Origin of the sequence: Cryobacterium sp. PH31-AA6 (assembly GCF_030063195.1) — a bacterium.
Lineage (GTDB): Bacteria > Actinomycetota > Actinomycetes > Actinomycetales > Microbacteriaceae > Cryobacterium.
In genome coordinates this window covers 330,882-355,046 of the sequence record NZ_JASISS010000001.1, presented here as the reverse complement: position 1 = coordinate 355,046, position 24,165 = coordinate 330,882, and the positions used below count along the sequence as shown (strand labels likewise).

Below are 24,165 nucleotides of genomic sequence, written 5' to 3'. Positions count from 1 at the left end.
CGCGCCCTTGTTAGTCTTCGGGCGTCGCCTTCGAGCGCCCTGGAGATCCAGCATCCTGTGATCTCGTCACAACGGACCGTCGCCATCCTGACGTTCCCACCCGCATCCCGGTTAGGCCAGAAAAAATGAAGCTCAAGATCATCTCGGCGGTTCTCTTCACAGCGACGGCGATCGCACTGGCCGGCTGCTCGGCCGGCGGGTCCGGACAGGATCAGACGGCCTCGACCGGCGGCGACACCTCGCTCTCCTCGGTGAAGGAGTCCGGCACGCTCACCATCGGCACCGAGGGCACCTACCGCCCGTTCTCCTTCCACAGCGAGGGCTCCGGCCCCCTGACCGGCTACGACGTCGAGGTCGCCGAGGCGGTCGCCGCGAAGCTGGGCGTCAAGGCCAAGTTCGAGGAGACCCAGTGGGACGGCATCTTCGCCGGTCTCGAGGCCGGCCGGTTCGACGTCATCGCCAACCAGGTGTCGATCACCCCGGAGCGCACCGCGAAGTACACCTTCTCGACCCCGTACACCTACTCCTCCGGGGTCATCGTCGTGAAGAGCGACAACACCGCGATCACCTCTTTCGCGACCCTGGCCGGCAAGACCAGCGCGCAGTCGCTGACCAGCAACTGGAACGCCCTCGCCACCGAGAGCGGCGCGAACGTGCAGGCGGTCGAGGGCTGGGCCCAGTCGGTCGCCCTCGTCGAGCAGGGACGGGTGGATGCCACGGTGAACGACAAGCTCACCTACCTCGACTACAAGAAGCAGACCGGCGCGGCCGGGCTCAAGGTTGCCGCGACCACCACGGACCAGTCCGAGAGCGCGTTCGCCTTCGCGAAGGGCAGCACCGCACTCGCGGACGCCGTCGACAAGGCGCTCGAGGAACTCCGCACCGACGGCACCCTGGCGAGCATCTCCGACACGTACTTCGGGGCGGACGTCTCCCAGTAGCCTGAGTTTGCGCCGACACCAGTCAGCCTCGACCGAGATACCGGACTACTCCGTATGAACCAAGCCACGTGGGACCTGTTTCTGAGTTCCCTCGGACCGATCGTGCTCGGCGCCCTGACCGGGACGATCCCGCTCGCCCTGGTGTCGTTCGCGGTGGGTCTCGTGCTGGCCCTCCTCCTGGCCCTGATGCGGCTGTCCCGGAGACGGTGGCTCTCCTGGACGGCCCGGGTGTACATCTCGATCGTGCGGGGTACCCCGCTCCTGGTTCAGCTCTTCGTGATCTTCTACGGGCTGCCGTCACTCGGGGTGGTGATCGACCCGTGGCCGAGCGCGGTGTTCGCATTCTCGATCAACGTCGGCGGGTATGCCGCCGAGGTGATCCGCGCCGCGATCCTCTCCGTGCCCAAGGGGCAATGGGAGGCGGCGTACATGATCGGCATGTCCCACCGGCGGGCTCTGACCCGGATCATCCTGCCCCAGGCCGCCAGGGTTTCCGTCCCTCCCCTCTCGAATACCTTCATCAGCCTGGTCAAGGACACCTCTCTCGCCTCGCTGATCCTGGTCACCGAGCTCTTCCGCCAGGCGCAGCAGGTGGCCGCGTTCAGCCAGGAGTTCATGCTGCTCTACCTCGAGGCCGCCCTGGTCTACTGGGTGATCTGCCTTGCCCTCTCCTCGGTGCAGGGCGTGCTCGAGAAGCGATTGGACCGTTATGTCGCCCACTGACCGGCCTGAGGGCACTGACTCGACCGCCCCGGGTGGTGCGCCGGCCGCCGAAGCCCTGCTCCGCGTGCGGGGACTGCAGAAGAGTTTCGGTCCGAACCAGGTTCTGCAGTCCATCGACCTCACGGTGGCCCGCGGCCAGGTACTTGCCCTGATCGGACCCTCGGGTTCGGGCAAGACCACCATTCTGCGTTGCCTGAACGGCCTGGAGCTGGCCGACGGCGGCACGATCGACCTGGCCGGCGAGTTGTCCGTCGACTTCGCCACCGCACCGACGAGGAATCATCTCTCGGCCCTGCGCGACCGATCGGCGATGGTCTTCCAGCACTACAATCTGTTCCCGCACAAGACCGTGCTGGAGAACGTTGTGGAGGGACCCGTGATCGTGCAGCGGCGCCCGAAGGCCGAGGTCGAGGCGGAGGCGCTCGCGCTGCTCGAGAGGGTGGGCCTCACCGCCAAGAAGGACAGTTACCCGTTCGAGCTCTCCGGCGGCCAGCAGCAGCGCGTGGGCATCGTGCGCGCGCTCGCCCTGCGGCCGCAACTGCTGCTCTTCGACGAGCCCACCTCGTCGCTCGACCCGGAACTCGTCGGCGACGTGCTGCGCCTGATCAAGGAACTGGCCGTGGAGGGCTGGAGCATGGTGATCGTCACCCACGAACTTGAATTTGCCCGGGAAGTGGCAACTGAGATCGCGTTCGTCGACGGCGGCAGGATCGTCGAGCACGGCGATCCGAAGCAGGTTCTGCGCGACCCGAAACAGGAACGCACCCGCCAGTTCCTGCACCGGCTGCTCTTCCCCTTCTAGGCTTCTGAGCCGGGCCGCTTCGTCGGTTCAGAATCCGGCCGATCCGCTGCTCGCAGCGAGCCGGCATGAGCTCGTGCCGCGGGATCCCGGCGGGTCTTGATCAGGCTGGCAATCGTGGTCACGGTCAAGACCACACCGATGACGATGAGGCTGAGATTGGTGCTGATCTCCGGCACTCGGTCGTCAAGGCCGTGTCCCCAGTGCAGAACAAGTTTCACGCCGATGAAGGCCAGAATCAGGGACAGCCCGGTTGACAGGTAGACCAGCCGGTCGAGGAGCCCCTTGACGAGAAAGAACAGAGCCCTGAGCCCGAGCAGCGCGAAGGCGTTGGCCGTGAAGACGATGTACGCCTGGTCGGTGATTCCGAAGATCGCCGGGATCGAGTCGAGTGCGAACAGAAGATCGGTGCTGCCGATCGCGATCAGCACGATGAAAAGCGGTGTCACCGCGCGGCGGCCGGCGCTTCGCGTGAACATCCGCCCGCCGACATAGTCGTCGGTGACTCTCAGCCCACGACGGGCCACCCGGACCAGCACGTTGTCCTGTACGTCGGGGTCGACGTTGCGGTGCCGGTACAGCTGGACGGCCGTGAAGATTAGCACCAGCCCGAAGATCAGGAACATGAATGAGAACAGCGAGAGCAGGGCTGCACCCAGCGCGATGAAAATCGCCCGAAGAACGAGTGCCAGCAGGATCCCGAAGATGAGGACCTTCTGCTGGTATTTTTCCGGAACGGCGAAGGTTGACATGATGATCACGAAGACGAAAAGGTTGTCGATGGACAGGCTCTTCTCAACGATGTAGCCGGCGAAGTATTCCGCGCCGAAGCCCCAGCCCACCTGTGCCGCGAAAACGAGGCCGAACAGGATCGCGACCATGATGTACAGCACCGACGAGAGTGCGGCCTCGCGAAACCTGACAACGTGCGGCCGGGCGATGGCCAGGCCCAGGTCTAGCGCGAGCAGACCCAGAATGAGTGCAATCGTGAGCGTCCAGCGGAGCGCAGTTACGTCCAGCAACGGTGACCTTCCTGTCGTGTCCTCAGTGAGGATTATCGGCGTGGCCCCGCTGATGGGGATCACGTAGGTGCTTCGGTGACTTTACTTCAGGGGCGTTGAAGCGAGCGGCCTGCCCCGCTGATTCCCCAGTTCGGCAGCACTATTCTTTTCCAGTGACTTCAACAGCGATTCCTACGGTGGCCTCCGACTCACCATCGCCTTCCACCCTCCGACGCCTCTCCGGGCTGCTGCGGATTGGCATGGGTCTGCTGCTGTTCGCGAGCATCGCCACGCAGATCACCGACCAGCTCTGGAACGACGCCTTCGTGGCCACCGAGTACTTCGGCTACTTCACGATCCAGTCGAGCCTGATGAACGTGGTCGTGCTGCTCGTGGGCGGTTCCCTCGCCCTGCGGCGTCCCCTCGATCCCCAACTCCTCACCGGGGTACGGATGTCGGTGCTCACCTACGCGGTCGTCACCGGAGTGGTCTACAACGCGCTGCTGCGCAATGTCGTCTCCGACGGGTTCATCGGGGTCGGCTGGCCCAACGAGGTACTCCACGTGTGGGCGCCGATCTTCCTCACCCTGGACTGGATCCTCTCGCCGGGGCGACCGGCCCTGGCCTGGAAGCGTTTCGGATACACCCTGATCTACCCGGTTCTCTGGGTGGTCTACGCGCTGCTGCGAGGAACGCTGACCGGCTTCTACACCTACCCGTTCCTCGACCCTGCCCAGCCCGGCGGCGCGACAGCCGTGGCCCTCTACGTGCTCGGCATCGCTGCCTTCATCAGCGGCCTCGCCGCCGCCGCGATCGCCACAAGCCGCTTCCGACCGCGTGTCCTCGCAACCGAGCCCGCGGCCTGACCTGCGCCGCACTCAGTCCTTGCCCGGCGGCACGGGCGCGAACGTGCCGAACACGGCGATCATCTCGTCGACGCTGTGCGCCGCGGTCGACGGATGCCGGAACGGCCGGTTCCGCTCGATGCTGTAGTGGTTGCGCCGCCCCACCCGTTCGCGGCGGATGTACCCGGCCTCGACCAGGTCCGCGATGATGCTCAGCGCCGCCCGGGGCGACACCCCCACCGTGTCGGCGAGCTCCTGCACCCGCGCATCGGGGTTTTCCGCGATGGCGAGGAGCAGATGCGCGTGGTGGGTGAGGAACGTCCACGGTTTGACGGGGGCATCCGTCTCCGGCGTCGGCGGCTCGGTGATCGAATCGGTCATCGCTGGTTCTCGTTCTCCCTTTTCGGTCCGGCCTTCTGCTCGGCCGTCGTGCCAGATCTGCGGGCCGGGCGGCGCCAGACCGGCTCCATCTCGGCGAGTTCGTCGGGGGTGGCTTCGCGGAACGAGCCGGCGGGAACGGCCTCGATCTCGCGGCGGCCCTGGCCTCGCGTGGCCCGGAGGCTGAGCACGACCGACACCGCGATGATCAGCGCGATGACAGCCAGGGAGACGTTCGTCGGAATGTAGAGGACGTCGAGCAGCAGCATCTTGATGCCCACCCAGACCAGCACCAGCGAAAGGCCGATCTTGAGGTAGACGAACCGGTGCATGAGGTCGGCGAGCAGAAAATACATCGCCCGGAGACCCAGGATCGCGAAGGCGTTGGCGGTGAAGACGATGAACGGCTCGCTGGTGACGGCGAAGATCGCCGGGATGGAGTCCACGGCGAAGACGACATCGGTCACCTCGACGAGCACGAGGACCGCCAGCAACGGCGTGGCCAGCAGGACGCCGTTCTTGCGCACGAGGAACCGCTGGCCGTGGAACGCCTCGGTCATCGGGATGAAGCGGCGGAAGAGTCGCAGCACCGGCGACTTCTCGGGGTGCGCGTGTTCGTTGCGAGTCCGGATCATGCGGTAGCCCGTATAGATCAGGAACGCGGCGAAGACGTAGAGGATCCAGGAGAAGTTCTCGATCAGCACGGCGCCCGCGGCGATGAAGCCGCCGCGCAGCACGAGCGCACCCAGAACGCCGAGGAACAGCACCCGATGCTGGTACTCGCGCGGCACCGCGAAGGCGGCGAAGATGATCGCCCAGACGAAGACGTTGTCCACCGCGAGAGACTTCTCGATCAGGTAGCCGGCGTAGTACTGCTGCCCAAACTCGGCTCCGGCCGTGTTCCAGATCACGGCCCCGAAGCCGACGCCGATGAGCACCCAGACCACCGACCAGAGCGCGGCCTCGCGCACCCCGATCAAATGGGCGCTGCGATGGGCGAACAGGTCGACGGCGAGCATCACGGCGATCACGCCGAACACCAGCAGCCAGGCGTAGAGGGGAACGTTCATGGGTCATGCCTTCCAGTCAGTGTTGCGACTGGAGGTCTGGTCCAACCCGGATCGGGTTCCTGCGGCCGGGCTTCGATGACGAAACCGGATTGACGACCACACGCTGGGGATTACTCCCCTCCAAAAACAAGTGAAGCATACTTCACCCTTTGGGGCAAGCCGACTTCCGCTCCCGCTGAGCCTGCAGGGTGCGTTCCCGCATCGCGAGGAACAGCGGGAAGGTGAAGGCGAACGCCGTCAGGCCGGAGAGCAGCACGTAGAGCCAGCCCCCCTTCATCCCCAGCCGCCTGGCCTCGACGATGATCAGGATGCTGCCGGCCACCGCCACCACCAGGAGATCCACGGTCAGCGACGACACCGCCGGACCGCTGCCCACCCAGTCGCCGACGAAGTCCCGCAGCGAGACGATGGCGAGCAGGTTGAAGGTCCAGGTTCCGATGAGCCCGGCGAGGCTCAGGCCCAGGTAGAGGAGCGCGAGCGGAGTCCAGTGTTTGGTCATGAGGCCAGTATGGCCGCGGGCCGGGTGGGCTGCGGCTCGATCTCGCTGTAGCCCTGGTCGGTCACGATGATGGAGAGCTTGGCGGGAATCTGTTCCTTCATCGAGTCGACGTGGCTGATCAGCCCGATGGTGCGGCCGCCGGCCCGCAGCCCGTCGAGGGTGCTCATCGCGGTCTCCAGCGTTGCGCCGTCGAGCGACCCGAAGCCCTCGTCGACGAACAGGGTGTCGAGGGCGACACCGCCGGCCTGGTTCGAGACCACCTCGGCAAGCCCGAGGGCCAGGGCGAGGGAGGCGAGGAAGGTCTCACCGCCGGAGAGGGAGTGAGTCGGGCGGGCCCGCCCGGTGTGCTCGTCGCGGATGGCCAGACCCAGCCCGGACTGGTTGCCCCGGTATTGCACCGAATCATCGTGTTCGAGTGCGTACCGGCCGCCCGTCATGGTGCGCAGCCGGCCGTTCGCGGCGGCGATGATCTGCTCGAGTTGCGCGGCGAGCACGAAGGTTTCCAATCGCATCCGTTTGGTGTTCGGATCCTCGCCGTGCACGACGGCGGCGAGATCGCGCACCTGGGTCTGGGTGGCCAGCACGTCGGCCGAGACCTCGAACAAGGCCCTGGCCTCGTCGAGCAGACGGGTGGTCACGGCCACCCGCTCGGCCAGTGAGGCGCGGTCGGCGATGGCCGCATCGCGCAGAGCGGCCGCGACGGCCAGGGCCTCGCGCGCCGGTGCCGGATCCACGGGCAGGGCGGCCAGGCCGGCCAGGTCGGGCTCCGCAAGCACGGCACGCGCGGCGGCGGTCTCGTCGTCATGGCGACGGATCCTCGCCTCCACCTCGAGCAGGGCGGCTACGGCGAGGCGAGCCGCGGCAGCGGCAGCCTCGTCGGCGAAGCCCTCCGCGGCCAGTTGGGTCTCCGCCGCGGCGGCGGCCGCCGCACGCACCCCGCGGTGCTCCCGGCTGCGATCGATGGCGGCGCCGAGGGCGCGCGCCGCCTCGAGCTCGTCCCGCAACCGGCCCGCGAGTTCGGTGACGGATGCGCACTCGCCGCGCTGGGCATCGACCCGGTCGACGATCCCCGCGCGTTGGCTTCCTCGTTCGGCGAGCCGGGTCGTGTCGACGTCCCTGGCCTCCCTCGCCTCGGCCAGCGCCCGGCCGGCCGCATCCAGTTCGTCGCGGAGCCGCAGCTTTTCCACCCCGAGTTCGGCCTCGGTCACGGCGGCATCACGGGCCACGCCGAGTGCGACCTCGGCGGTGGCCGCGGCCGTCTCCAGTTCGTCGGTTCCGCGGTCACCCGACCGGGCGCGAGCCTCCGCCAGGCCCACGGTGATCGCCTGGATCAGGGCGCGGGTCTGCTCGAGAGCCGTCTGGGCCGCCGTCATCCCGACTCTGGCCGCCTCGATGTCTCTCTCGGTGACGGGTTCGGCGTCTCCGACTGCCCTGGCCGGGTGCACGGTGGAGCCGCACACCTCGCAGGCCTGTCCGTCGACGAGCTGGTCGGCCAGTTCCACCGCATGTCCGGCAAGCCTGCGGTCGACCAGGGTCTGGAAGTGCACGGCGGCCGAGGTGTTCGCGGCGGCGGCGGCGATGTCGGCCTGGTAGGCCCCGTGGAGCTCCAGCTCGAGGGCGGCTGCCTCGCCCGCGGCCGATCTGGCGGCCTCCGCCCTGGCCAGGGTGGCGCTGGCCTCCGGCTCACGGGCCGCGGCAAGGGCGGCCACGGATTGTTCCCGGTCGATGGTGTCGAGCCGGTCGGGCAGGGCAGCGAGGCGCGCCTCGGCGACCTCGAACGCCGCGCCGTGCCTGGCGAGCCTGGCCGCGATTTCGGCGAGGTCGCGGTCGAGCCCTGGCAGTGTGTTCTCCGCCACGAGCAGATCGGCCAGGGAGCCGAGCCGGCCGACCAGCGCGTCGATGACGGCGCCGATGGCCCCTGGCGAGTCCGTTTCCGCGCCCGCCATTTCCGAGGCTGCGGTTCCCGGTGTTGAGGTTCCCGTGGTTGAGGCCAGCGAGCCGGCCTGTCGTGGCTCCGCCGGTCCGGGCGCTGTCGCGGCGAAGTTGCGCCAGCCGGATCGGGCTTCTGCTTCGCCGACCAGCGATGCGGCCAGGACCGATTCGGCGTCCTGGCGTGCCGTGACGAGCGGCCAGACCCGCGCGGCCCGATTCGCGGCCTGCACGGCCGCCCGGTCTGCATCGACGGAATCGGTGCGCCCGGCCAGGATGGCCGCGTCGGCCGCCGCGGCGTCGCGACGGTCCTGACGCCGTCGGAGGTCTTCCTGCGACCGGGAGTTCTCCGTCGCGACGGCCAGGGCCGCATCCGCCAGTTGCGCGGCGTCGCAGGCGAGCCCGAACTGCACGTCGATCCCCCGCTGGACCGTTTCGAACCAGTCGATGTCGGAGTTCCCGTGCGCCTCGTCGAGCTGCGCCTGGCCGGCGACGGCCGACGCCAGATCGCCGAGGCGCCCGCCCGCGGCGGCCAGTTGCTCGTCGAGGGCCTTGCGCCGGTTGATCAGTTCGGTCTCCAGCTGTTCGAACCGGATGGTGCCGAACAGGGTACGCAAGACCGCCCTGCGGTCGTCGGTCTTGGCCAGCAGGAATTTCTGGAATCGGTTCTGGGCGAGCAGGATCACCTGGAGGAATTGGTCCTGCTTGAGCGGGAGGACGCGGGTGAGCTCGTGCCCGACGTCGACCGGGCGGGTGGCAATGGTGCGCCAGCCCTCGCTCTCGTGAAGATCCAACCGGGCGTCCGGCTGAGCCATGGTCGTGCCGGTCCCACGTTTCTTCGCCTTCTCGTAGCGTGGGGTGCGGTAGATCCGGTAGTCCCGCTCCCCGAGCCCGAAGTCGAGTTCGACGAAAGTGGGGTCCTCCGGCTCGCAATAGTCGCTGCGGAGCTGGGATTCCGTGCCCTCGTAGCGGGGAACGTTGCCGTAGAGCGCAAAACAGACGGCGTCCAGGATGCTGGACTTGCCCGCGCCGGTCTTGCCCGTGATCAGGAAGATCCCGTCGTCGTCGAACCGTTCGAAGTCGACGACCTGCTCATTCTTGTAGGGTCCGAACCCCGCCATCCGCAGCCGTTTGATCTTCATGCCGTGATCTCCCGCAAATCGTTCGCCGCCATCAGTTCGGCGACCAGCTCTCGTTCGAACTCGGTCTGGCCGACCCCGTTGCGCACGAACTGGAGGAATTCGGCGACGATTTCGTGGTCGTCTTTCAGATGAAGGCGTTCGCCGTAGCTGGCGGCATCCGTGTCAACGGTGACTTTCGGCCGGTGCTCGAGCGTGACGCAGTGCGGGAACCTCTTCTGCAGTCGGCGCATTCCGTCGAGCGGGCGCACCTGGTCGGTGAGCACGGCCGACACCCAGTCGTGCTCGAACTCCTCGTAATCGTCGCCGGTGAGCAGTTCGCCGATTTCCCCGGTCAGCACGGAGAGCCTTCGGGGCACGGGAAGCCCGACCCACTCGATCGCGGCGGTGTCACCGGCCTGAAGGTCGACGAGCCATGCCCCGCGCGGTTTGTCGGCCTCGGAAAAGGAATAGTGCAGGGGCGCGCCGGAGTAGCGCACCCGGTCGGTGAGGGTGGCCCGGCCGTGAATGTGCCCGAGGGCCACGTAGTCCGGGTAGCTGGTTTGCGGGGCGTCGGCCTGTGGGGCGGTGATCTGCGGGGCGTCGGCCCGGCCGAAGACCGCGACCGGCACCAGGTCCAGTCCGCCGGCGGTGATGTCGCGTTCGACCTCGGTTGCCTCGGCGGCCGGGGTCACCCCGGCCGCGAAGCAGTGCGCCAGCACGACGGAGCGCCCGCCGCGCACCGCCAGGTCCTCGCGGATCCGCCTCATCGCGAAGGTCAGTACCTGTTCGTGGTTGCGCAGGGTCTCCTCGGGAAAGAGGTGCCGGATCATCGCCGGTTCGAGGTAGGGGATCCCGTAGAAGTGCACGGGGCCGTGAGCGTCGTTGATGGTGACCGGTTCGAGGAATTGCTCCGGCCGGGTGATCACGTGAATGCCGGCTTGGCCCGCCCACTCGGCCTGGAAGCCGAGCCGGGTCGCCGAGTCGTGATTGCCGCTGGTCAGCACGACCGAGGCACCGGCCTGCCGGATTTCCCGCAGCGCCCAGGCCAGGAGCGAGTAGGCGTCGGCCGACGGCATCGCGGAATCGAAGACGTCACCGGCCACGACGACGACCTGCACCTCACGGTCCCGCACCACCAGGACGAGCGCCGCGAGCACCTCACGCAGGTGGCCCAGGGTCGAGTGCGTGTGGAAGCTGCGCCCGATGTGCCAGTCCGAGGTGTGCAGGATTTTCATGGTCCTCACGCTACTTGGCACCGCCGACATCCCGGGACAACCCCTTCGGCTCGGGCGCGAACGGCACGAATCTTTGTTTATCTTTGTTTTAGTTGACAAACAAAGGAATTCACAGGTAGCGTGAAGATTATTCACCCAGTGGCCCCGGTCACTCAACGTCGAGGAGGTCTCATGTTCGCCGAAGAACGTCAGGCCCTGATCATCGATCTGGTCTCCAGCTCGAGTCGGGTCACGGTCAGCGACCTGGCCGCCCGTTTCGACATCACCCCGGAGACCGTGCGTCGCGACCTTGACGCCCTCGAAGGCGCACGGCTGCTACGCCGGGTGCACGGCGGCGCGGTGGGCCTCGACCGTCTGAGCATGTCCGAGCAGAGCCTCGAGGAACGCCAGACCCAGCGTCACGACGAGAAGGCGCGGATCGCCGCCGCCGCCTTCACTCTGATCCCCGCCAGCCAGACCGGGTCGATCCTGCTCGATTCGGGCACGACCACCGAACTGCTCGCCGATCTCCTGGTCGACTGGGCCCCCGCCGAACCCGGCGATGAGCTCCTCGTCATCACCAACGCCGTTCCGATCGCCGCGAAGCTGGCCGGCAACGACGAGCTCCAGCTGTACATCCTCGGCGGTCGCGTGCGTGGCCTCACCCGCGCCATCGTCGGGCCGAGCACCATCGCCCAGCTCGACGCACTGCGGCCGGACATCGGTTTCATCGGCGCGAACGGCGTGCATGCCGAGTTCGGTTTCAGCACCCCGGATGCCGTCGAATCAGGCGTGAAGAGTGCCATCGTCCGTTCGGCCCGGCGCGTCGTCGCACTGGCCGATTCCTCCAAGCTCGACAAGGAAACCCTGATCCGCTTCGCGGCGCTCGGCGACATTGACGTGCTGATCACGGACGCTCCCCCATCAGCGGAACTTGCCGCGGCCCTGGCCGCGGCCGACGTCGAGGTTGTGATCGCGTGATCATCACGTTTACCCCCAATCCAAGCCTGGATCGCACGATCGGGCTGAGAGAGCCGCTCACCCGCGGGGAGGTGCAGCGTGCGGTCTCCTCCCGCGAAGAACCGGGTGGGAAGGGCGTCAACATCTGCCGCGCCCTGGCGGCCTCCGGCCTGCCCAGCCTCGCGATCCTGCCCGGCGACGAACTTGACCCGGTCTTGCAGGGTCTGCGCACGGCCGGGATCCCGCACTTGGGCATGCCTATCGGCGCCCCCATCCGCAGCAACGTCGCGATCACGGAACCCGACGGCACCACCACGAAGGTAAACGTCCCCGGCCCGGTGCTGAGCGCCGAACAGCAGCTCGCCTTGATCGCACTGGTGCTGGACAAGGCCGAGGGAGCCGACTGGCTCGTCCTGGCCGGATCGCTCCCGCCCGGCGTCCCGGTGGACTTCTACGCCGACATCATCCGGCAGCTTCGGGCCCGCTACGGCGCCGCGGCCCCCAAAGTCGCCGTTGACTCGTCCGGCCCGCCCCTTGCCGCCGCGGTCACAGCGGCCCCCGATCTGATCAAGCCCAATGGGGAGGAACTGGCCGAACTCACGGGCCTCCCCGACGCTGACGCCCTCGAGGGCGACCCGGCTCTGGTCGCCAGGGCCTCCGGACGCCTCGTCGCCTCCGGGGTCGGCGCCGTGCTGGCCACCCTCGGCGCCAAGGGTGCCGTGCTGGTGACCGACGCCGGCGCCTGGCTCGCCCAGACGCCGCCGATGATCGCGGCCAGCACGGTCGGCGCGGGCGATTCGTCGCTGGCCGGATTCCTGCTCAGTACCATCGCCGGGGCATCCGCCCCCGACTCCCTTCGTCAGGCCGCCGCCCATGGGGCAGCAGCCGCGTCCTTGCCAGGCTCAACCGTGCCGGCACTGAACCAAACAAGACCGGGCGACGTCACCGTGACGCCGCTCGTCAACCATCCAAAGGAGGATGTCCAGTGAGTGCACTGATCACCCCGGAGCTTGTCGCTCTGGATAAAAATCTCGGAGGCGCTCCGTCGAGCGTCATCCGACACCTTGCCGAACTCGTCGTCGGCGCCGGCCGGGCCACCGAGATCGAGGGTCTCTACGCGGATGCCCTCGCCCGTGAAGCCAAGACGGCCACCGGCATCCCGGGCGGCCTCGCCATCCCGCATTGCCGTTCCTCGGCGGTCGCCCAGCCGACGCTGGCGTTGGCCCGACTGACATCGCCCGTCGACTTCGGAGCCAAGGACGGCCCCGCCGACCTGGTCTTCCTCATCGCCGCACCGGAGGGCGCCGACCAGGAACACCTGAAGATCCTCGCGAAGCTCGCCCGCTCGCTGATGAAGAGCGACTTCACCGCCGCCCTGCGCGCCGCGAAGACGCCCGACGAAATCGTCGACCTCGTCAACAACGTGGTCGCCCCCGTCACCGTCGGTGCGGGCTCGGCTGCCTCGGACAACGCCAACGCCGGCACCAGCTCCACCTCCTCGTCGGTCAAGCGCATCGTCGCCGTGACCGCCTGCCCCACCGGTATCGCGCACACCTACATGGCAGCCGACTCCCTCGTCGCGGCGGCCAAGGCGGCCGGGGTCGACCTGCAGGTCGAAACCCAGGGCTCCGCCGGCCTCACCATGCTCGACCCGGCCGTCATCGCCGCCGCCGACGCCGTCATCTTCGCCGTTGACGTCGACGTACGGGGACGCGAGCGCTTCGCCGGCAAGCCCGTCATCCAGGCACCCGTCAAGCGCGGAATCGATGAACCGGCCAAGCTGATCCAGGAGGCGCTGGCCGCGGCCAAGAACCCGAATTCGCGTCGCGTCGGCGGCAATGTCGGCGTCGTCGAAACTGACAGCAAGAACGAGCACCTCGGCCAGAAGGTCAAGCGCGCGCTGCTCACCGGTGTCAGCTACATGATCCCGTTCGTCGCCGGTGGAGGCCTCCTCATCGCCCTGGGCTTCCTGCTCGGCGGCTACGAGATCACCAAGGTCGCCGACGACGTCGTGCTGGGGAACAGCCTGTTCAACCTCCCCGAGGGCGGCCTGCTGATCTACCTCGGCGCGGTCTTCTTCAAGATCGGCGCACTGTCGATGGGCTTCCTGGTTCCGGCGCTCGGCGGTTACATCGCCTACGCCATCGCCGACCGTCCCGGCATCGCTCCCGGCTTCGTCGCCGGTGCCGTCGCCGGTTTCATGGGCGCCGGGTTCCTCGGTGGTATCGCCGGTGGTCTCCTCGCCGGTGTCGCGGCAGCAAGCTTCGAGCGTCTCAGCGTTCCGCGCTGGCTCCGCAGCCTGATGCCCGTCGTCATCATTCCTCTCGTCGCCTCGATCGTCGCCTCAGGGCTGATGTTCCTGGTGCTCGGCGGACCGATCGCCCTGCTCACTTCGGCACTGAACGACTGGCTCACCGGCATGACCGGCGCCGCGGCAATCGTCCTCGGCCTGATCCTCGGCCTGATGATGGGCTTCGACCTCGGCGGCCCGGTCAACAAGGTTGCCTACTCCTTCGCCGTCGCCGGTCTCGGCACCGCAACCATCGCCAACCAGGCTCCGTGGCAGATCATGGCCGCGGTCATGGCCGCCGGCATGGTTCCGCCGCTCGCCATGGCCCTGGCCACGGCGCTGGACAAGAAGCTGTTCAGCCTCGCCGAGCGTGAGAACGGCAAGGCAGCCTGGCTGCTGGGGGCATCCTTCATCTCCGAGGGCGCCATCCCGTTCGCTGCGGCGGACGTGTTCCGCGTCATCCCCGCCGGCATGATCGGTGCCGGTATCACCGGCGCACTGTCGATGGCCTGGGGCGTGACGTCGAAGGCACCACACGGTGGAATCTTCGTCTTCTTCGCCATCGACAGCTTCGCGCTGTTCGCCCTCGCGATCGCCATCGGCACCGTCGTCGCGGCCATCGTCGTGATCGCGCTCAAGCGCTACGCCGTCAGGAAGCCCAGCGTCGACGCGGAAAACCCCGCACTCGTCAGCGCGTAAACTGGTATCGGCCGCCGTGTCACGAGCGCGGCGGCCGACATTAGCTATCAATAGTGCGGGCAGAGGCCCTGCGCAAGAAATAGAGGTTATCCCGTGCAGAATTTCTCTGGAGTTGGCGTCAGCCCAGGTCGGATCATCGGTGCAGTACGACAGATGCCGAAACCGGTCAGTGAACCCCCTGCCGGGGAACGTCTGGCGTCGTCGACGACAGTGGACGACGCAACGGCCAGCCTCCGCGCCGCGTCGAAGGTCGTGCAGGCCGAGCTCCAGGGCCGCGCGAAAGCCGCGACCGGAGCCAGCCAGGCCGTATTAGAAGCCACCGCCCTGATGGCGGCCGACCCGATGCTGATCAAGGCGGCAGTGAAACTCGTGGCTGCCGGCACCTCGGCGGAACGGGCAATCTGGGAATCCGGCGCGTCCGTCGCCGAAATGCTCTACAACCTGGGCGGCTACATGGCCGACCGGGCCACGGACGTCCTCGACGTTCGTGCGCGCATCGTCGCCGAACTCCGCGGCGTGCCCGCCCCGGGAATTCCGCAGTCCACCGAACCGTTCATCCTCGTTGCCGAGGACCTGGCCCCCGCCGACACCGCAACCCTGGACCCGGCGAAGGTCCTGGCTCTGGTCACCTCCGGCGGCGGTCCGCAGTCGCACACCGCCATCATCGCCCGGGCCCTCGGCCTGCCGGCCGTCGTCGCCGCCGCCGGCGTCGACGACCTCGCTGACGGCACCGTGGTCTACGTCGATGGCGCGGCCGGCACTCTCAGTGTCGACCCGGGCGCCGACGAGCAGGAACTCGTCGCGGCCTGGCTGCTCGCCGCGGAGACGCTGTCCGTCTTCGACGGCACCGGCACCACCTCCGACGGGCACCTCGTGCCCCTGCTGGCGAACGTGGGCGGCGCGACGGACGCCGTCAAGGCCGCCGAGCTCGGCGCCCAGGGCGTCGGCCTGCTCCGCACCGAGTTCTGCTTCCTCGAACGCGAGACCGAGCCCACCATCGACGAGCAGGTCGTGGCCTATCGCGGCGTGTTCGACGCGTTCCCCGGCAAGAAGGTCGTCGTGCGCACCCTCGACGCCGGCGCCGACAAGCCCCTGCCGTTCCTGACCGACAGCACCGAGCCCAACCCGTCCCTGGGCGTGCGCGGCTACCGCACCGACCTGACCACCCCCGGTGTCCTCAAGCGCCAGCTCACGGCGATCGCCACCGCCGCCGCCGATTCTCCCGCCGACGTGTGGGTGATGGCGCCGATGATCGCCACCGTCGACGAGGCTGCCGACTTCGCGGCGATGTGCCGGGTCGCCGGACTGAAGATTCCGGGCGTCATGGTCGAGGTGCCGTCCGCGGCGCTGCTCGCCGACCGGATTCTCGGCGAGGTCGATTTCGTCAGCCTCGGCACGAACGACCTCACCCAGTACACGATGGCCGCCGACCGCCAGCTCGGCACCCTTGCCGCGCTGAACTCGCCCTGGCAGCCCGCCGTGCTGCACCTGATCAAGCTGACCGTGGCCGGCTCGATCGCCCAGGGCAAGAACAAGCCCGTCGGCGTCTGCGGGGAGGCCGCGGCCGACCCCGTGCTCGCCGTGGTCCTCGTCGGCCTCGGCGTCGCGACCCTGTCGATGACCGCCCGTTCCCTCGCCGCCGTCGGTGCAGTGCTGAAGACCGTCACCCTCGACGAGGCCAAGCGCCTCGCCGAGCTCGCGCTCTCCGCCCGCAACGCGGACGAAGCGCGCACCAGCGTGCGCGCCGAACTGCCGATCCTGGCCAAGCTGGGCCTGTAGGCCCGACGAACCCCTTGCGTCGCGTCGCGGCGCACCACATTCGCCGAGCGCTGCCCGACGAGCATCATTGAGGAGAAATAATGTCAGAACGTAAAGCAACCATCGCCAGCCGGGTTGGCCTGCACGCCCGCCCCGCGTCCATCTTCGCCGCCGCCGTCGGCGAGCTGCCGATCGAGGTGACGATCGGCATGGAGGGCGCCCCGGTCGAGGACGCCATGGATGCCTCCAGCATCCTGAGCCTGATGAGCCTCGGCGCAGCCAATGGCGACGTCGTCGTTCTCCGCGCCGAGGGCGAAGGGGCCGACGAGGCCCTCGAAGCCCTCGTCAAGATCCTCGAAACCGACCTCGACGCCGAGTAGCGCCGCAGTCACACCCGGCCGGCCCAGGCCGACCGGGAAGCGAAGCACCGTCGTTGTCCCAACGACGGTGCTTCGCTTATCTCGCTGCGGGTTGGTCGGCGCTGCCCCCGTCTGGCGTGACGAGGGTGATGAATGCGCTCAATTGGGTGAGCGCCTCCACACTGGTCGGCAGGGATTGCGTCAGAGCCGGTGAATGGACCAACCACGCGGCCCACTGGGCCCGGGAGATCGCCACGTTGAGCCGGTTCGCCAGGAGCAGGAATTCCAGGCCCCGCGGCACGTCCGCCGCGGCCGACGCCGCCAGCGACACGATCGCCACCGCGGCCTCCCGGCCCTGGAACTTGTCGACGGTGCCGACCGGCACCATCCCGAAGCCGGCCGTGCGCAGCCGGGAGCGGATGAGCTCGACCTGCGCGTTGTACGGCGCCACGACGATGACACCGTGCTGTTCGAGCGGCATCGTCGCTCCCGCCGACGTCCAGGCCCGCCCGAGCAGATCGGCCACCAGCCCCACCACCACGTCCGCCTCCTCGACCGAGGAGGTGGAGTTCGCCGTGTGCGCCACTGCAAGCGGGTGCAATCCCGGCTCGACGCCGGCCAGTGTGCGGTCCGACTCGTGCGAGAGAAGCTTGCCCTCGTAGGACAACGCCGAGACGGGAGCACAGACGGCCGGATGCATCCGCCAGCTGGTGGCGAGGAAGTAGCCGAATTCGGGCGGGAGCACCCGGTGCCCGGCGCTCAACCAGCCGAGGGCTGACTCATCCACTGGCTCCGGATGCGTGCCCTGACTGACCTGCGGCAGCTGCTGCGGATCGCCGAGCAACAGCAGGCGGCGCGCCGAGACGGCCGACGCGATCGTGCTCGCCAGCGAGAACTGACCGGCCTCGTCGACGACGAGGAGGTCGAGGGAAGCACGCGGCAGCCGGTCGGCGTTGCTGAAATCCCAGGCGGTGCCGCCGACCACCCAACCGCCGGACCGGCCGGTGAATGTTCCGAAGGTCTGGGGGTCGAGCGTCGTCCACGGAACGGTGCGACGCTCCTCGCCCTTCTTCGACTTCTTGCCGACCCGGTCGCGGAGGAGCCCGACCTCGGCCCCGGCGGTGAGCACGGCGCGGAGCATGTTTTCGACCGCCGCGTGGGACTGGGCCACGACACCGATGGTCCAGCCGTGGTTGACGACGAGGTCGGCGATCACGCGTGACCCGACGTAGGTCTTGCCCGTGCCGGGCGGCCCCTGCACCGCGAGGTAGGACCGGTCAAGGCGCAGCAGGCTCGCCAGGATCGCATTCGTCACATCGCCCTCCGACGAACGATCGAGGCCCGCTTCCGACGCTGTGCCGGTGGAGGCCAGCAGCCGGGGCGGTCGACGGCGGAGCAGGTCGAAGGCGGCATCCGGCAGTGGCTGGGGCCAGGCGTCCAGCACCGCCCGGCCCCAGCCGGAGATGGCGCCGATCTGACTGCCGGCCGGCGGCGGCGTGCCCGGGGTCAACGCGATCGGCAGTGCGTCGTGCGGGGGCGCATCGCGCTCGAGGATCTCCTCGACGAGGAAGACCGACTCGTCGATCACCTCCACGATGGTGGCCTTGTTGTGTGCGGTGCGCGCACCCGGTTCGGGGCTGGGCCGAATCGGCGGGTAGGGCGGGTCGTAGAGCAGAAAGGGCTGCTGCCCGACCTTGAGCGAGCTGCCGGGCGCGATGGACCCCGAGAGGCGAAGTACGCGCCGGTCGAGCGACTGCCGGCCCTCCCGGTGCCAGCCGGTCTGCACGGTGGCGGTGGCCAGGTCGACGACGAGCACATCGCGGGTGTCGGCCCAGTCGTCGACGGGCGACCCCAGTCGCGAGTAGTGGTCCCACCAGAACGATTTCTGCTCGCGCCGGTGATAGTCGATCGCGGCGGAGGCCAGAGCCAGCGCGGTCTGGTCCGGGTTGCGGTCGGCGGGCGGCACCGGCGCCAGGATCGCGGCGAGCTCCAGGTAGACCGGATCAGGTTCGCGCACCGGCAGGTCGAAGGCCGGTTCGGCGTCCGACGCGAGCGGCACCGCGTTCTCCGCGGCGCGGCCCCGCAACCAGTCTCGCAGCCGCCTGGTCGACCGGCAGTCATAGGCGTTGTACCGCGCGATGTCGGCGAGAACGGCCGCCGCGGCACCCGTGTCACCGTCGGCGAGCAGTTCCCTGGACCGCACATACTCGGTGATCGAGTCGGCGGCGTTGGCGACGCCCTCGCGCTCGTCGTCGCCCATGTAGAGCGGCTCGAGCTTCTTCAGCGAATAGCTGCGACTGCCGATGCGCAGGCCCTGGCGCACGACCGGGTAGAGGTCGACGAGCACGTGGTCGCGGAGCAGGCCGTCGACGGCGTCCTCGCCCACCCCGTGCCGGGCCGCGAGAGTGAGCAGGTGGGTGCGTTCGTAGGGCGCGTAATGGTAGATGTGCATCCCCGGATGCCGCTCCCGCCGTTCCCGCAGATACTCGAGGAAGTCGACCAGGGCCCGGCGTTCCTCGGCGTGGTTGTGCGCCCAGAACGAGCGGAACGTGTCGTCGGGTTCGACCAGGCCGAAGAGGTAGTCCAGCCCCCAGGCCGTGCCCTCCTGATACAGCGGGTCACCCTCGAAATCGAAGAAGATGTCCCCCGGATCGGGAGCGGGAAGCGCGGCCAGCGCGAGCGGGTTGATCACCTCCCAGTTCACCGGCCGATCGGCGCCGGCCGGCGCGATCTGCAGCCTCGCCTGCTCGCGCAGGGTGTGCAGTGTCGCGTCGGAGAGGCCGGGAACCTGGTCGGTCGTCACGGCCAGCTCGTCGATCGTCGCCACCCCGGCGGCCCGGAGCCTGGCACGCTGGCTGAGCCTGAGGTTGGCGACCAGCAGCACGTCGCGGTGCCGCTGCACCTGCTCGTCGCAGACGTCGCATCGCCCGCAGGCGGTGTACCGCGGGTCGCCCCACTCGGTCGGGTCGGCGTCGGCGAGTCGTTCGTCAACGAGACGTTCCAGACGGGCCCGCCTGACGCGGTAGACGGGCAGGATGTCCGCCAACCGGTGCGAGCTCGTGCGGCCGTCGCCGAGGAGCAGGTACACCCGTTCCCCCGTGCGGATCCCCATTCGCTCGAGCTGGTCGCTGTAGGCGGCCAGTTGAAGCAGCGCGGTGATCTTCGCTTTGCGCGCCAGCTTGGTGTCGTACACCTCGTAGGCGGTGCCGTCGTCGGACCGGATGATGAAGTCGGCGTAGCCGAGGAACCGTCCGTCGAAGAACGCGGCCTGGAAGACGACCTCGGCGCCGCCGGTGAGCGCCGCTTCGCTCGCCTGCACAGCGATTCCGATCTCGGCGAGGGCAGGGCGTTCGATCTCGACGACCTGGCGGGTCTGCTTGAGACGGGTGAGCATCCGCAGTTCGTGCGCGTCGCCGAGCACGGCTGTGCGGGCGAGCATGGCGTCTGCGGTCTCCGCAATCGGTTCGATTCGCCCGAGCTTCGCGTCGAGCCGGCGCATCACCGCCCATTCGCAACCGGCGGCGGCGCTGAGGTCGCTCGCCGAGTAGACGATGGTGCCGGGATCAAGCAGGAACACGGTGGCCTCCAATGGTGCTCCCCCGAGGCTAACCGACCCCTCCGACAACGAGGACGACACCCCAGCTGTGGAAGCGCCATGGATCCCGCAAACGGGCCTTTCCCCGGCCGCCGCCGCCCGCTATGGTTGACCTACATTCGGCGTATGTCACCCTCAGCCGCCGCCCGATTCCCTTCCAACGAGCAAGAAGGAACCACCGTGACTGACAGCCAGAACACCACAGGCGCCACAAACGCAGCCGGCCCGGAAGCACACAACATCAAGGACTGGACCGACCTCGGCAAGGAGATGTGGTCGTATCTCACGGGCAAGAGCGCCGTCATCAACTACAGCTTCATCGACATGACCGTCGAGGTGCCGCGTGACATCGGGCCGGACGCCCCGCGCGCCACCTGGAAGCTGAACGGCACCCTGCGGGTCACCACGAGCGAGGGTTCCAGCACCGAACCGCTCGCCCCGTAGCGATGAGTCCCTCCACCCGCCTGGACATCGACCTGGCGTTCTCGCTCGAGGAGCCGGGCGGGAAGGTTCCCGCCGGGGCCGGCGCCGACCCCTCCACCGCCCAGCAGATGACGGGCACGATCACCGCCAGCGGCCTGGACGTGGAGGTCTACTCCAGCAAGCCCGAACTCTTCGTGCGGGCCCGGAAGATCAAACTCAAGGACATCCGCGGTTTGGCCGCGGACCTGGCCGAGCGGGGTCTGACCGTATCGTTGTCCGGCCCGGACGGCGTGATCATTCGACTCGGCGCCGTGCGGGCACCCGTGATCAAGCGCCTGCTCACCGGCTCCCCGCACATCGACCTCGGCAGCAGGACCGCCCTGGCTCCGCTACTGCGACGCCGCAGTGCCGCAACCGGGAAGGCGCCCTCCCTGCCACTGCCCCCGCCGACCCTGTTCCCGCTGGTACCGACCTTCGACCGCCGGATTCGGCGCCGGATCACCACGACGCACTACGCGGCCGGGGCCGGTCGGCCTCGGCTCATCTTCGTCGTGGGTTCAGAGAACTGGAACGGGCAGATGCCGCGCGAGTTCAATCTGCTGCCGGGCGTGACCACGATCGGGTCCTCCCCGACGGCGGATCTGCAGCTCCAGGGTTTGCAGCCTCTGCACGCCGAGATCCGCCACGATGCCCAGGACGAGTATGTGCTCTACCCACTGGGCCCGGTGGCGGGTGGGGCGATGCCGTTCCCCGGCCAGAAGGAGGGCGGTCAGGTGCTGCGCACGGGCGCCCGGATCGAGATGGGGCAATGGCGGATGGGATTCTTCCGCGAGGAGTACGCCGACCATGGCCGCCCGTACGGCGGTCGACTCGGTGGTGAGCTCTCCTACCAGAGGCCGCAGCCCCGCCGTCGCGGCGAGAGCCCGCCGAAGACCGCCCCTCCGGCGGGAACCGCCGCGACGGGGACCGATCCCGCACCCCTGGACGATTCCGAGATCTAGGTTTTCACGAGGTCTGGGCCGCCTTGGCGCCGTCGGGCCCGGCCTCGGTCTCGGTCTCGGCCTCGGCCTCGGTCCCGGTCTCGGCCTCGCGGACCCCTCGGGGCGCCGCAGCGGTGGCGGACAGGCGGAGCGTGGCGAGGAAGCCGAGCACGAGGAAGCCTGCGGCGGCGAACGCCGAATTCCGGGTGCCCTCGCTGAACGCGTCGCGCGCGGCATCCGCCAGGGCCGGGCTGCGGGCCTCGAGTGAGGGGATGGCCGCGCCGGCGCTGTCAACGACGGCGTCGACGACCTGCGCCTGGACGGTCACCGGGATGCCGGGGATCTCGGCCAGTTTCGCGTCGAGGGACGCACCGACCGAGGTGAACAGCACGGTGCCGAGCACGGCGATGCCGAGCGCCGAGCCGATCTGCCTGGCGGTGCTCGAGGTGCCGGAACCCTGGCCGCTCTTCTCGACCGGCACGTCCTTGAGGACGACCCCGGTGAGCTGTGCCGTCGCGAGGCCGACGCCGATGCCGTAAATGAAGAGGAACGGCACGACCGACAGCCAGGTCGCATCCTTCGAGATGACCACCCCGAGCCCCGTGACACCGATGATCTCCGCGAGAATGCCGAGCCGCACGATGGACTCCCGCGAGAGTTTGTTACCGAACGCGCCGGACACTCCGCTCGCGACGAACGAGCCGCCGGCCAGGGCGAGCAGCACGAAACCGGTCTGTAGCGCGTCGTAGCCGAGCACGTTCTGGAGCCAGAGCGGGAGGGAGAGGATGATGCCGAACTCGCCGAGCGAGACGATCATCGCCGCGATGTTGCCGTTGCGGAAGGAGGCAATCCGGAACAGAGAGAAGGCGAGCAGCGTGGTGCGGCCCGTGCGCTGACGGTGCAACCCCCAGGCGACGAAGGCCACGCCCGAGAGGAGGGTGAGAGCGAACGAGAAGGGAATCGGGGATAGTTCGAACGGCCAGGTCCAGTCGCCGACCACCATCGCCTTGTTGGTCAGCCACCAGCCATAGCTGCGACCCTCGATCAGGCCGAAGACCAGCGACGCGCTGGTGAGCACGGAGAGCACCGCGCCGATCGAGTCCACCCGGCGGGGCTCGCCGGCATCCCGGGATTCCACCACGAAGGCGAGCACCCCGACGACGATGATGATGCCGAGCGGAATGTTGATACCGAACGCCCAGCGCCAGGAGTAATAGGTGGTGAGCCAGCCGCCGAGCAGCGGGCCGACGGCGACCATGCCGCCGATGGTGGACCCCCAGATGGCGAACGCGATGCCGCGGTCGCGACCGCGGAAGGTGGCGTTGATCAGCGACAGGGTGGTGGGCAGCACCATGGCGCCACCGACACCCTGGATCAGGCGCGCGCCGATGAGCAGGTCGCCCGATCCCGCCAGGGCGGCGAGCACGGATGCCGCGGCGAACACGCCCACGCCGAGCAACAGGAGCCTCCGGCGCCCGTAACGGTCCGCCAGTGTGCCGAAGACGAGCAGCAGCGCGGCGAAGACGAGGGTGTAGCTCTCCTGCACCCATTGCACCTGGGTGGAGGTGATGGCGAGGTCGTCGACGATCGACGGGATGGCCACGTTGATGATCGTGGAATCCACGATGATCAAGGCGACCGCGATGCTGATGAAGACGAGGCCTACCCACCGGCGGCGCGGGGAGTCGGCACTGCCGGCCGGGAGAGAACCCCGGTCCGACGTGGCGGCGGTCATGCCGCGACCAACCGCGGTGCGACGGACGTCGTACTCCGCAGCCGGAGGGACAGGGTGAGCACGACGATCACCGCGACGGCGGCGAGGGCGGCGACTGCGGTGGGGGTGGAGAGCGGGCTGCCGGTGAGCCTCGCGACGGCCAGCCAGGCCAGCCCCCAGGACAGGGCTGCCGCGGGCGCCAGCCGCCCCCGGCCGGCGACGGCAATCAGTACACCGACCAGTCCGGCGACGGCGACCACACCCACCGCCCACAGATCGGCCGAGACGCCGAAACCGGCGAAGCCGGCCGCGACCAGTGCCGCGGTCACGTTCGCGGCGGTGGCGACGCAGACCCAGCCGAGGTAGAGGCCGATCGTGCCGTCGGCGACGATTGTTTCCACCAGGTTTTTCGGCCGGGAGACCAGGGTGATCCGGAAGGCGATCACGAGCACGGCGAGCAGGAGCACGATCACCGGCACGCTCAACCAGAGCTGGTCGAACTGCACGCTGAGGATCCAGGCGGCGTTGAGGATGAGCGACCCGGCCACGGGGTAACCGAGGCGCCGCTGGCGGGGATCCGTCTTCTGCGCGGGAAGAAACTGCCAGATCGCATAGACGATCAGCCCGATGTAGATCGGGGTCCAGATGCCGAAGGCCGGCACCGCGGGTGCGATCGGGGTCGCGTCGGCGGAGAGCGCACCGCCGGAGGCGTTCTGGATCGGTGTTCCGCCGGCCGCACCGGACCCGATGAAGGAGCCGATAATGGCCAGGATCGCACTGGCCAGCACGATCCCCTGGCGGAGAAGGTCATTGCCCTGCTTCATCTCATCCTCCTGATAGTCAATTAGCTTAGCTAGTTGACGATAG

At 68.6% G+C, this 24,165-nt stretch carries 20 protein-coding genes; 11 read left to right on the top strand and 9 right to left on the bottom strand.

The window, feature by feature from the left end:
• The first annotated feature begins 125 nt into the window (after nucleotides 1-125).
• From QMG61_RS01585 to QMG61_RS01575, 3 genes are read left to right on the top strand one after another with little or no spacing between them, the layout of a single operon-like run.
• Nucleotides 126-941: an amino acid ABC transporter substrate-binding protein gene (locus tag QMG61_RS01585; protein ID WP_283492573.1), complete on the top strand. Its 816-nt coding sequence runs from the start codon at nucleotides 126-128 to the stop codon at nucleotides 939-941.
• Nucleotides 942-995: 54 nt separating this feature from the next.
• Entirely contained in the window at nucleotides 996-1,664 is a 669-nt protein-coding gene (locus QMG61_RS01580) for an amino acid ABC transporter permease (RefSeq protein ID WP_283492572.1), read from the top strand.
• Entirely contained in the window at nucleotides 1,651-2,466 is an 816-nt protein-coding gene (locus QMG61_RS01575) for an amino acid ABC transporter ATP-binding protein (RefSeq protein ID WP_283492571.1), read from the top strand. Before QMG61_RS01580 ends, QMG61_RS01575 begins: the two co-directional genes overlap by 14 nt.
• Here QMG61_RS01575 and QMG61_RS01570 read toward each other — a convergent pair.
• On the bottom strand, nucleotides 2,463-3,485 hold the full coding sequence (locus tag QMG61_RS01570; RefSeq protein WP_283492570.1) for a TerC/Alx family metal homeostasis membrane protein: 1,023 nt from the start codon (nucleotides 3,483-3,485) through the stop codon (nucleotides 2,463-2,465). The genes QMG61_RS01575 and QMG61_RS01570 overlap by 4 nt on opposite strands.
• Nucleotides 3,486-3,637: 152 nt before the next feature.
• On the opposite strand from QMG61_RS01570, the gene QMG61_RS01565 reads away from it, so the two are divergent.
• Nucleotides 3,638-4,330, top strand: coding sequence for a Pr6Pr family membrane protein (locus tag QMG61_RS01565; RefSeq protein WP_283492569.1), 693 nt, complete (start codon nucleotides 3,638-3,640; stop codon nucleotides 4,328-4,330).
• Between the two features lie 12 nt (nucleotides 4,331-4,342).
• On the opposite strand, the gene QMG61_RS01560 is transcribed toward QMG61_RS01565, so the two are convergent.
• The 5 genes from QMG61_RS01560 to QMG61_RS01540 form a co-directional block, all read right to left on the bottom strand.
• Nucleotides 4,343-4,690: a winged helix-turn-helix domain-containing protein gene (locus QMG61_RS01560; protein WP_283492568.1), complete on the bottom strand. Its 348-nt coding sequence runs from the start codon at nucleotides 4,688-4,690 to the stop codon at nucleotides 4,343-4,345.
• Complete coding sequence (locus tag QMG61_RS01555) at nucleotides 4,687-5,757, bottom strand: TerC family protein (RefSeq protein WP_283492567.1); 1,071 nt, start codon at nucleotides 5,755-5,757, stop codon at nucleotides 4,687-4,689. The genes QMG61_RS01560 and QMG61_RS01555 overlap by 4 nt, the downstream gene beginning before the upstream one ends.
• A 142-nt stretch (nucleotides 5,758-5,899) precedes the next feature.
• Nucleotides 5,900-6,256, bottom strand: a complete 357-nt coding sequence (locus QMG61_RS01550; protein ID WP_283492566.1) for a DUF2834 domain-containing protein — start codon at nucleotides 6,254-6,256, stop codon at nucleotides 5,900-5,902.
• Entirely contained in the window at nucleotides 6,253-9,327 is a 3,075-nt protein-coding gene (locus QMG61_RS01545) for an AAA family ATPase (protein WP_283492565.1), read from the bottom strand. The genes QMG61_RS01550 and QMG61_RS01545 overlap by 4 nt, the downstream gene beginning before the upstream one ends.
• Nucleotides 9,324-10,541, bottom strand: a complete 1,218-nt coding sequence (locus QMG61_RS01540; protein WP_283492564.1) for an exonuclease SbcCD subunit D — start codon at nucleotides 10,539-10,541, stop codon at nucleotides 9,324-9,326. Before QMG61_RS01540 ends, QMG61_RS01545 begins: the two co-directional genes overlap by 4 nt.
• A gap of 171 nt (nucleotides 10,542-10,712) precedes the next feature.
• Between QMG61_RS01540 and QMG61_RS01535 the strand changes: the two genes are divergently transcribed.
• From QMG61_RS01535 to QMG61_RS01515, 5 genes are all read left to right on the top strand, one after another.
• Nucleotides 10,713-11,501: a DeoR/GlpR family DNA-binding transcription regulator gene (locus QMG61_RS01535; protein WP_283492563.1), complete on the top strand. Its 789-nt coding sequence runs from the start codon at nucleotides 10,713-10,715 to the stop codon at nucleotides 11,499-11,501.
• Nucleotides 11,498-12,469, top strand: coding sequence for a 1-phosphofructokinase family hexose kinase (locus tag QMG61_RS01530; RefSeq protein WP_283492562.1), 972 nt, complete (start codon nucleotides 11,498-11,500; stop codon nucleotides 12,467-12,469). The genes QMG61_RS01535 and QMG61_RS01530 overlap by 4 nt, the downstream gene beginning before the upstream one ends.
• Entirely contained in the window at nucleotides 12,466-14,469 is a 2,004-nt protein-coding gene (locus QMG61_RS01525) for a PTS fructose transporter subunit IIABC (protein ID WP_283492561.1), read from the top strand. The genes QMG61_RS01530 and QMG61_RS01525 overlap by 4 nt, the downstream gene beginning before the upstream one ends.
• A gap of 93 nt (nucleotides 14,470-14,562) precedes the next feature.
• A complete protein-coding gene (ptsP, locus tag QMG61_RS01520; protein ID WP_283492560.1) occupies nucleotides 14,563-16,248 on the top strand; it encodes a phosphoenolpyruvate--protein phosphotransferase in 1,686 nt (561 codons plus the stop codon).
• Between the two features lie 80 nt (nucleotides 16,249-16,328).
• Entirely contained in the window at nucleotides 16,329-16,607 is a 279-nt protein-coding gene (locus QMG61_RS01515) for an HPr family phosphocarrier protein (RefSeq protein ID WP_283492559.1), read from the top strand.
• Between the two features lie 76 nt (nucleotides 16,608-16,683).
• Here the strand turns inward: QMG61_RS01515 and QMG61_RS01510 are convergent, their stop codons facing one another.
• Entirely contained in the window at nucleotides 16,684-20,163 is a 3,480-nt protein-coding gene (locus tag QMG61_RS01510; protein WP_283492558.1) for a TM0106 family RecB-like putative nuclease, read from the bottom strand.
• A gap of 198 nt (nucleotides 20,164-20,361) precedes the next feature.
• On the opposite strand from QMG61_RS01510, the gene QMG61_RS01505 reads away from it, so the two are divergent.
• Together QMG61_RS01505 and QMG61_RS01500 are read left to right on the top strand one after the other, a co-directional pair.
• Nucleotides 20,362-20,625, top strand: a complete 264-nt coding sequence (locus QMG61_RS01505; protein ID WP_283492557.1) for a hypothetical protein — start codon at nucleotides 20,362-20,364, stop codon at nucleotides 20,623-20,625.
• A gap of 2 nt (nucleotides 20,626-20,627) precedes the next feature.
• Complete coding sequence (locus QMG61_RS01500) at nucleotides 20,628-21,605, top strand: FHA domain-containing protein (protein ID WP_283492556.1); 978 nt, start codon at nucleotides 20,628-20,630, stop codon at nucleotides 21,603-21,605.
• A gap of 4 nt (nucleotides 21,606-21,609) precedes the next feature.
• On the opposite strand, the gene QMG61_RS01495 is transcribed toward QMG61_RS01500, so the two are convergent.
• Both QMG61_RS01495 and QMG61_RS01490 read right to left on the bottom strand, forming a co-directional pair.
• Nucleotides 21,610-23,319 (bottom strand): DHA2 family efflux MFS transporter permease subunit, encoded by a 1,710-nt coding sequence (locus QMG61_RS01495; RefSeq protein ID WP_283492555.1) that lies wholly within the window; start codon nucleotides 23,317-23,319, stop codon nucleotides 21,610-21,612.
• The gene (locus tag QMG61_RS01490) at nucleotides 23,316-24,122 is read right to left on the bottom strand and encodes a TspO-related membrane protein (protein WP_283492554.1); all 807 of its coding nucleotides are present in this window, start codon (nucleotides 24,120-24,122) and stop codon (nucleotides 23,316-23,318) included. The genes QMG61_RS01495 and QMG61_RS01490 overlap by 4 nt, the downstream gene beginning before the upstream one ends.
• Nucleotides 24,123-24,165 lie beyond the last annotated feature (43 nt).

Coding starts and splice junctions, on each gene's coding strand:
- QMG61_RS01560 (WP_283492568.1), bottom strand. CDS start 4,690: ATGACCGATTCGATCACCGAGCCGCCGACGCCGGAGACGGATGCCCCC.
- QMG61_RS01490 (WP_283492554.1), bottom strand. CDS start 24,122: ATGAAGCAGGGCAATGACCTTCTCCGCCAGGGGATCGTGCTGGCCAGT.
- QMG61_RS01515 (WP_283492559.1), top strand. CDS start 16,329: ATGTCAGAACGTAAAGCAACCATCGCCAGCCGGGTTGGCCTGCACGCC.
- QMG61_RS01585 (WP_283492573.1), top strand. CDS start 126: ATGAAGCTCAAGATCATCTCGGCGGTTCTCTTCACAGCGACGGCGATC.
- QMG61_RS01540 (WP_283492564.1), bottom strand. CDS start 10,541: ATGAAAATCCTGCACACCTCGGACTGGCACATCGGGCGCAGCTTCCAC.
- QMG61_RS01550 (WP_283492566.1), bottom strand. CDS start 6,256: ATGACCAAACACTGGACTCCGCTCGCGCTCCTCTACCTGGGCCTGAGC.
- QMG61_RS01555 (WP_283492567.1), bottom strand. CDS start 5,757: ATGAACGTTCCCCTCTACGCCTGGCTGCTGGTGTTCGGCGTGATCGCC.
- QMG61_RS01535 (WP_283492563.1), top strand. CDS start 10,713: ATGTTCGCCGAAGAACGTCAGGCCCTGATCATCGATCTGGTCTCCAGC.
- QMG61_RS01575 (WP_283492571.1), top strand. CDS start 1,651: ATGTCGCCCACTGACCGGCCTGAGGGCACTGACTCGACCGCCCCGGGT.
- QMG61_RS01580 (WP_283492572.1), top strand. CDS start 996: ATGAACCAAGCCACGTGGGACCTGTTTCTGAGTTCCCTCGGACCGATC.
- QMG61_RS01500 (WP_283492556.1), top strand. CDS start 20,628: ATGAGTCCCTCCACCCGCCTGGACATCGACCTGGCGTTCTCGCTCGAG.
- QMG61_RS01495 (WP_283492555.1), bottom strand. CDS start 23,319: ATGACCGCCGCCACGTCGGACCGGGGTTCTCTCCCGGCCGGCAGTGCC.
- QMG61_RS01545 (WP_283492565.1), bottom strand. CDS start 9,327: ATGAAGATCAAACGGCTGCGGATGGCGGGGTTCGGACCCTACAAGAAT.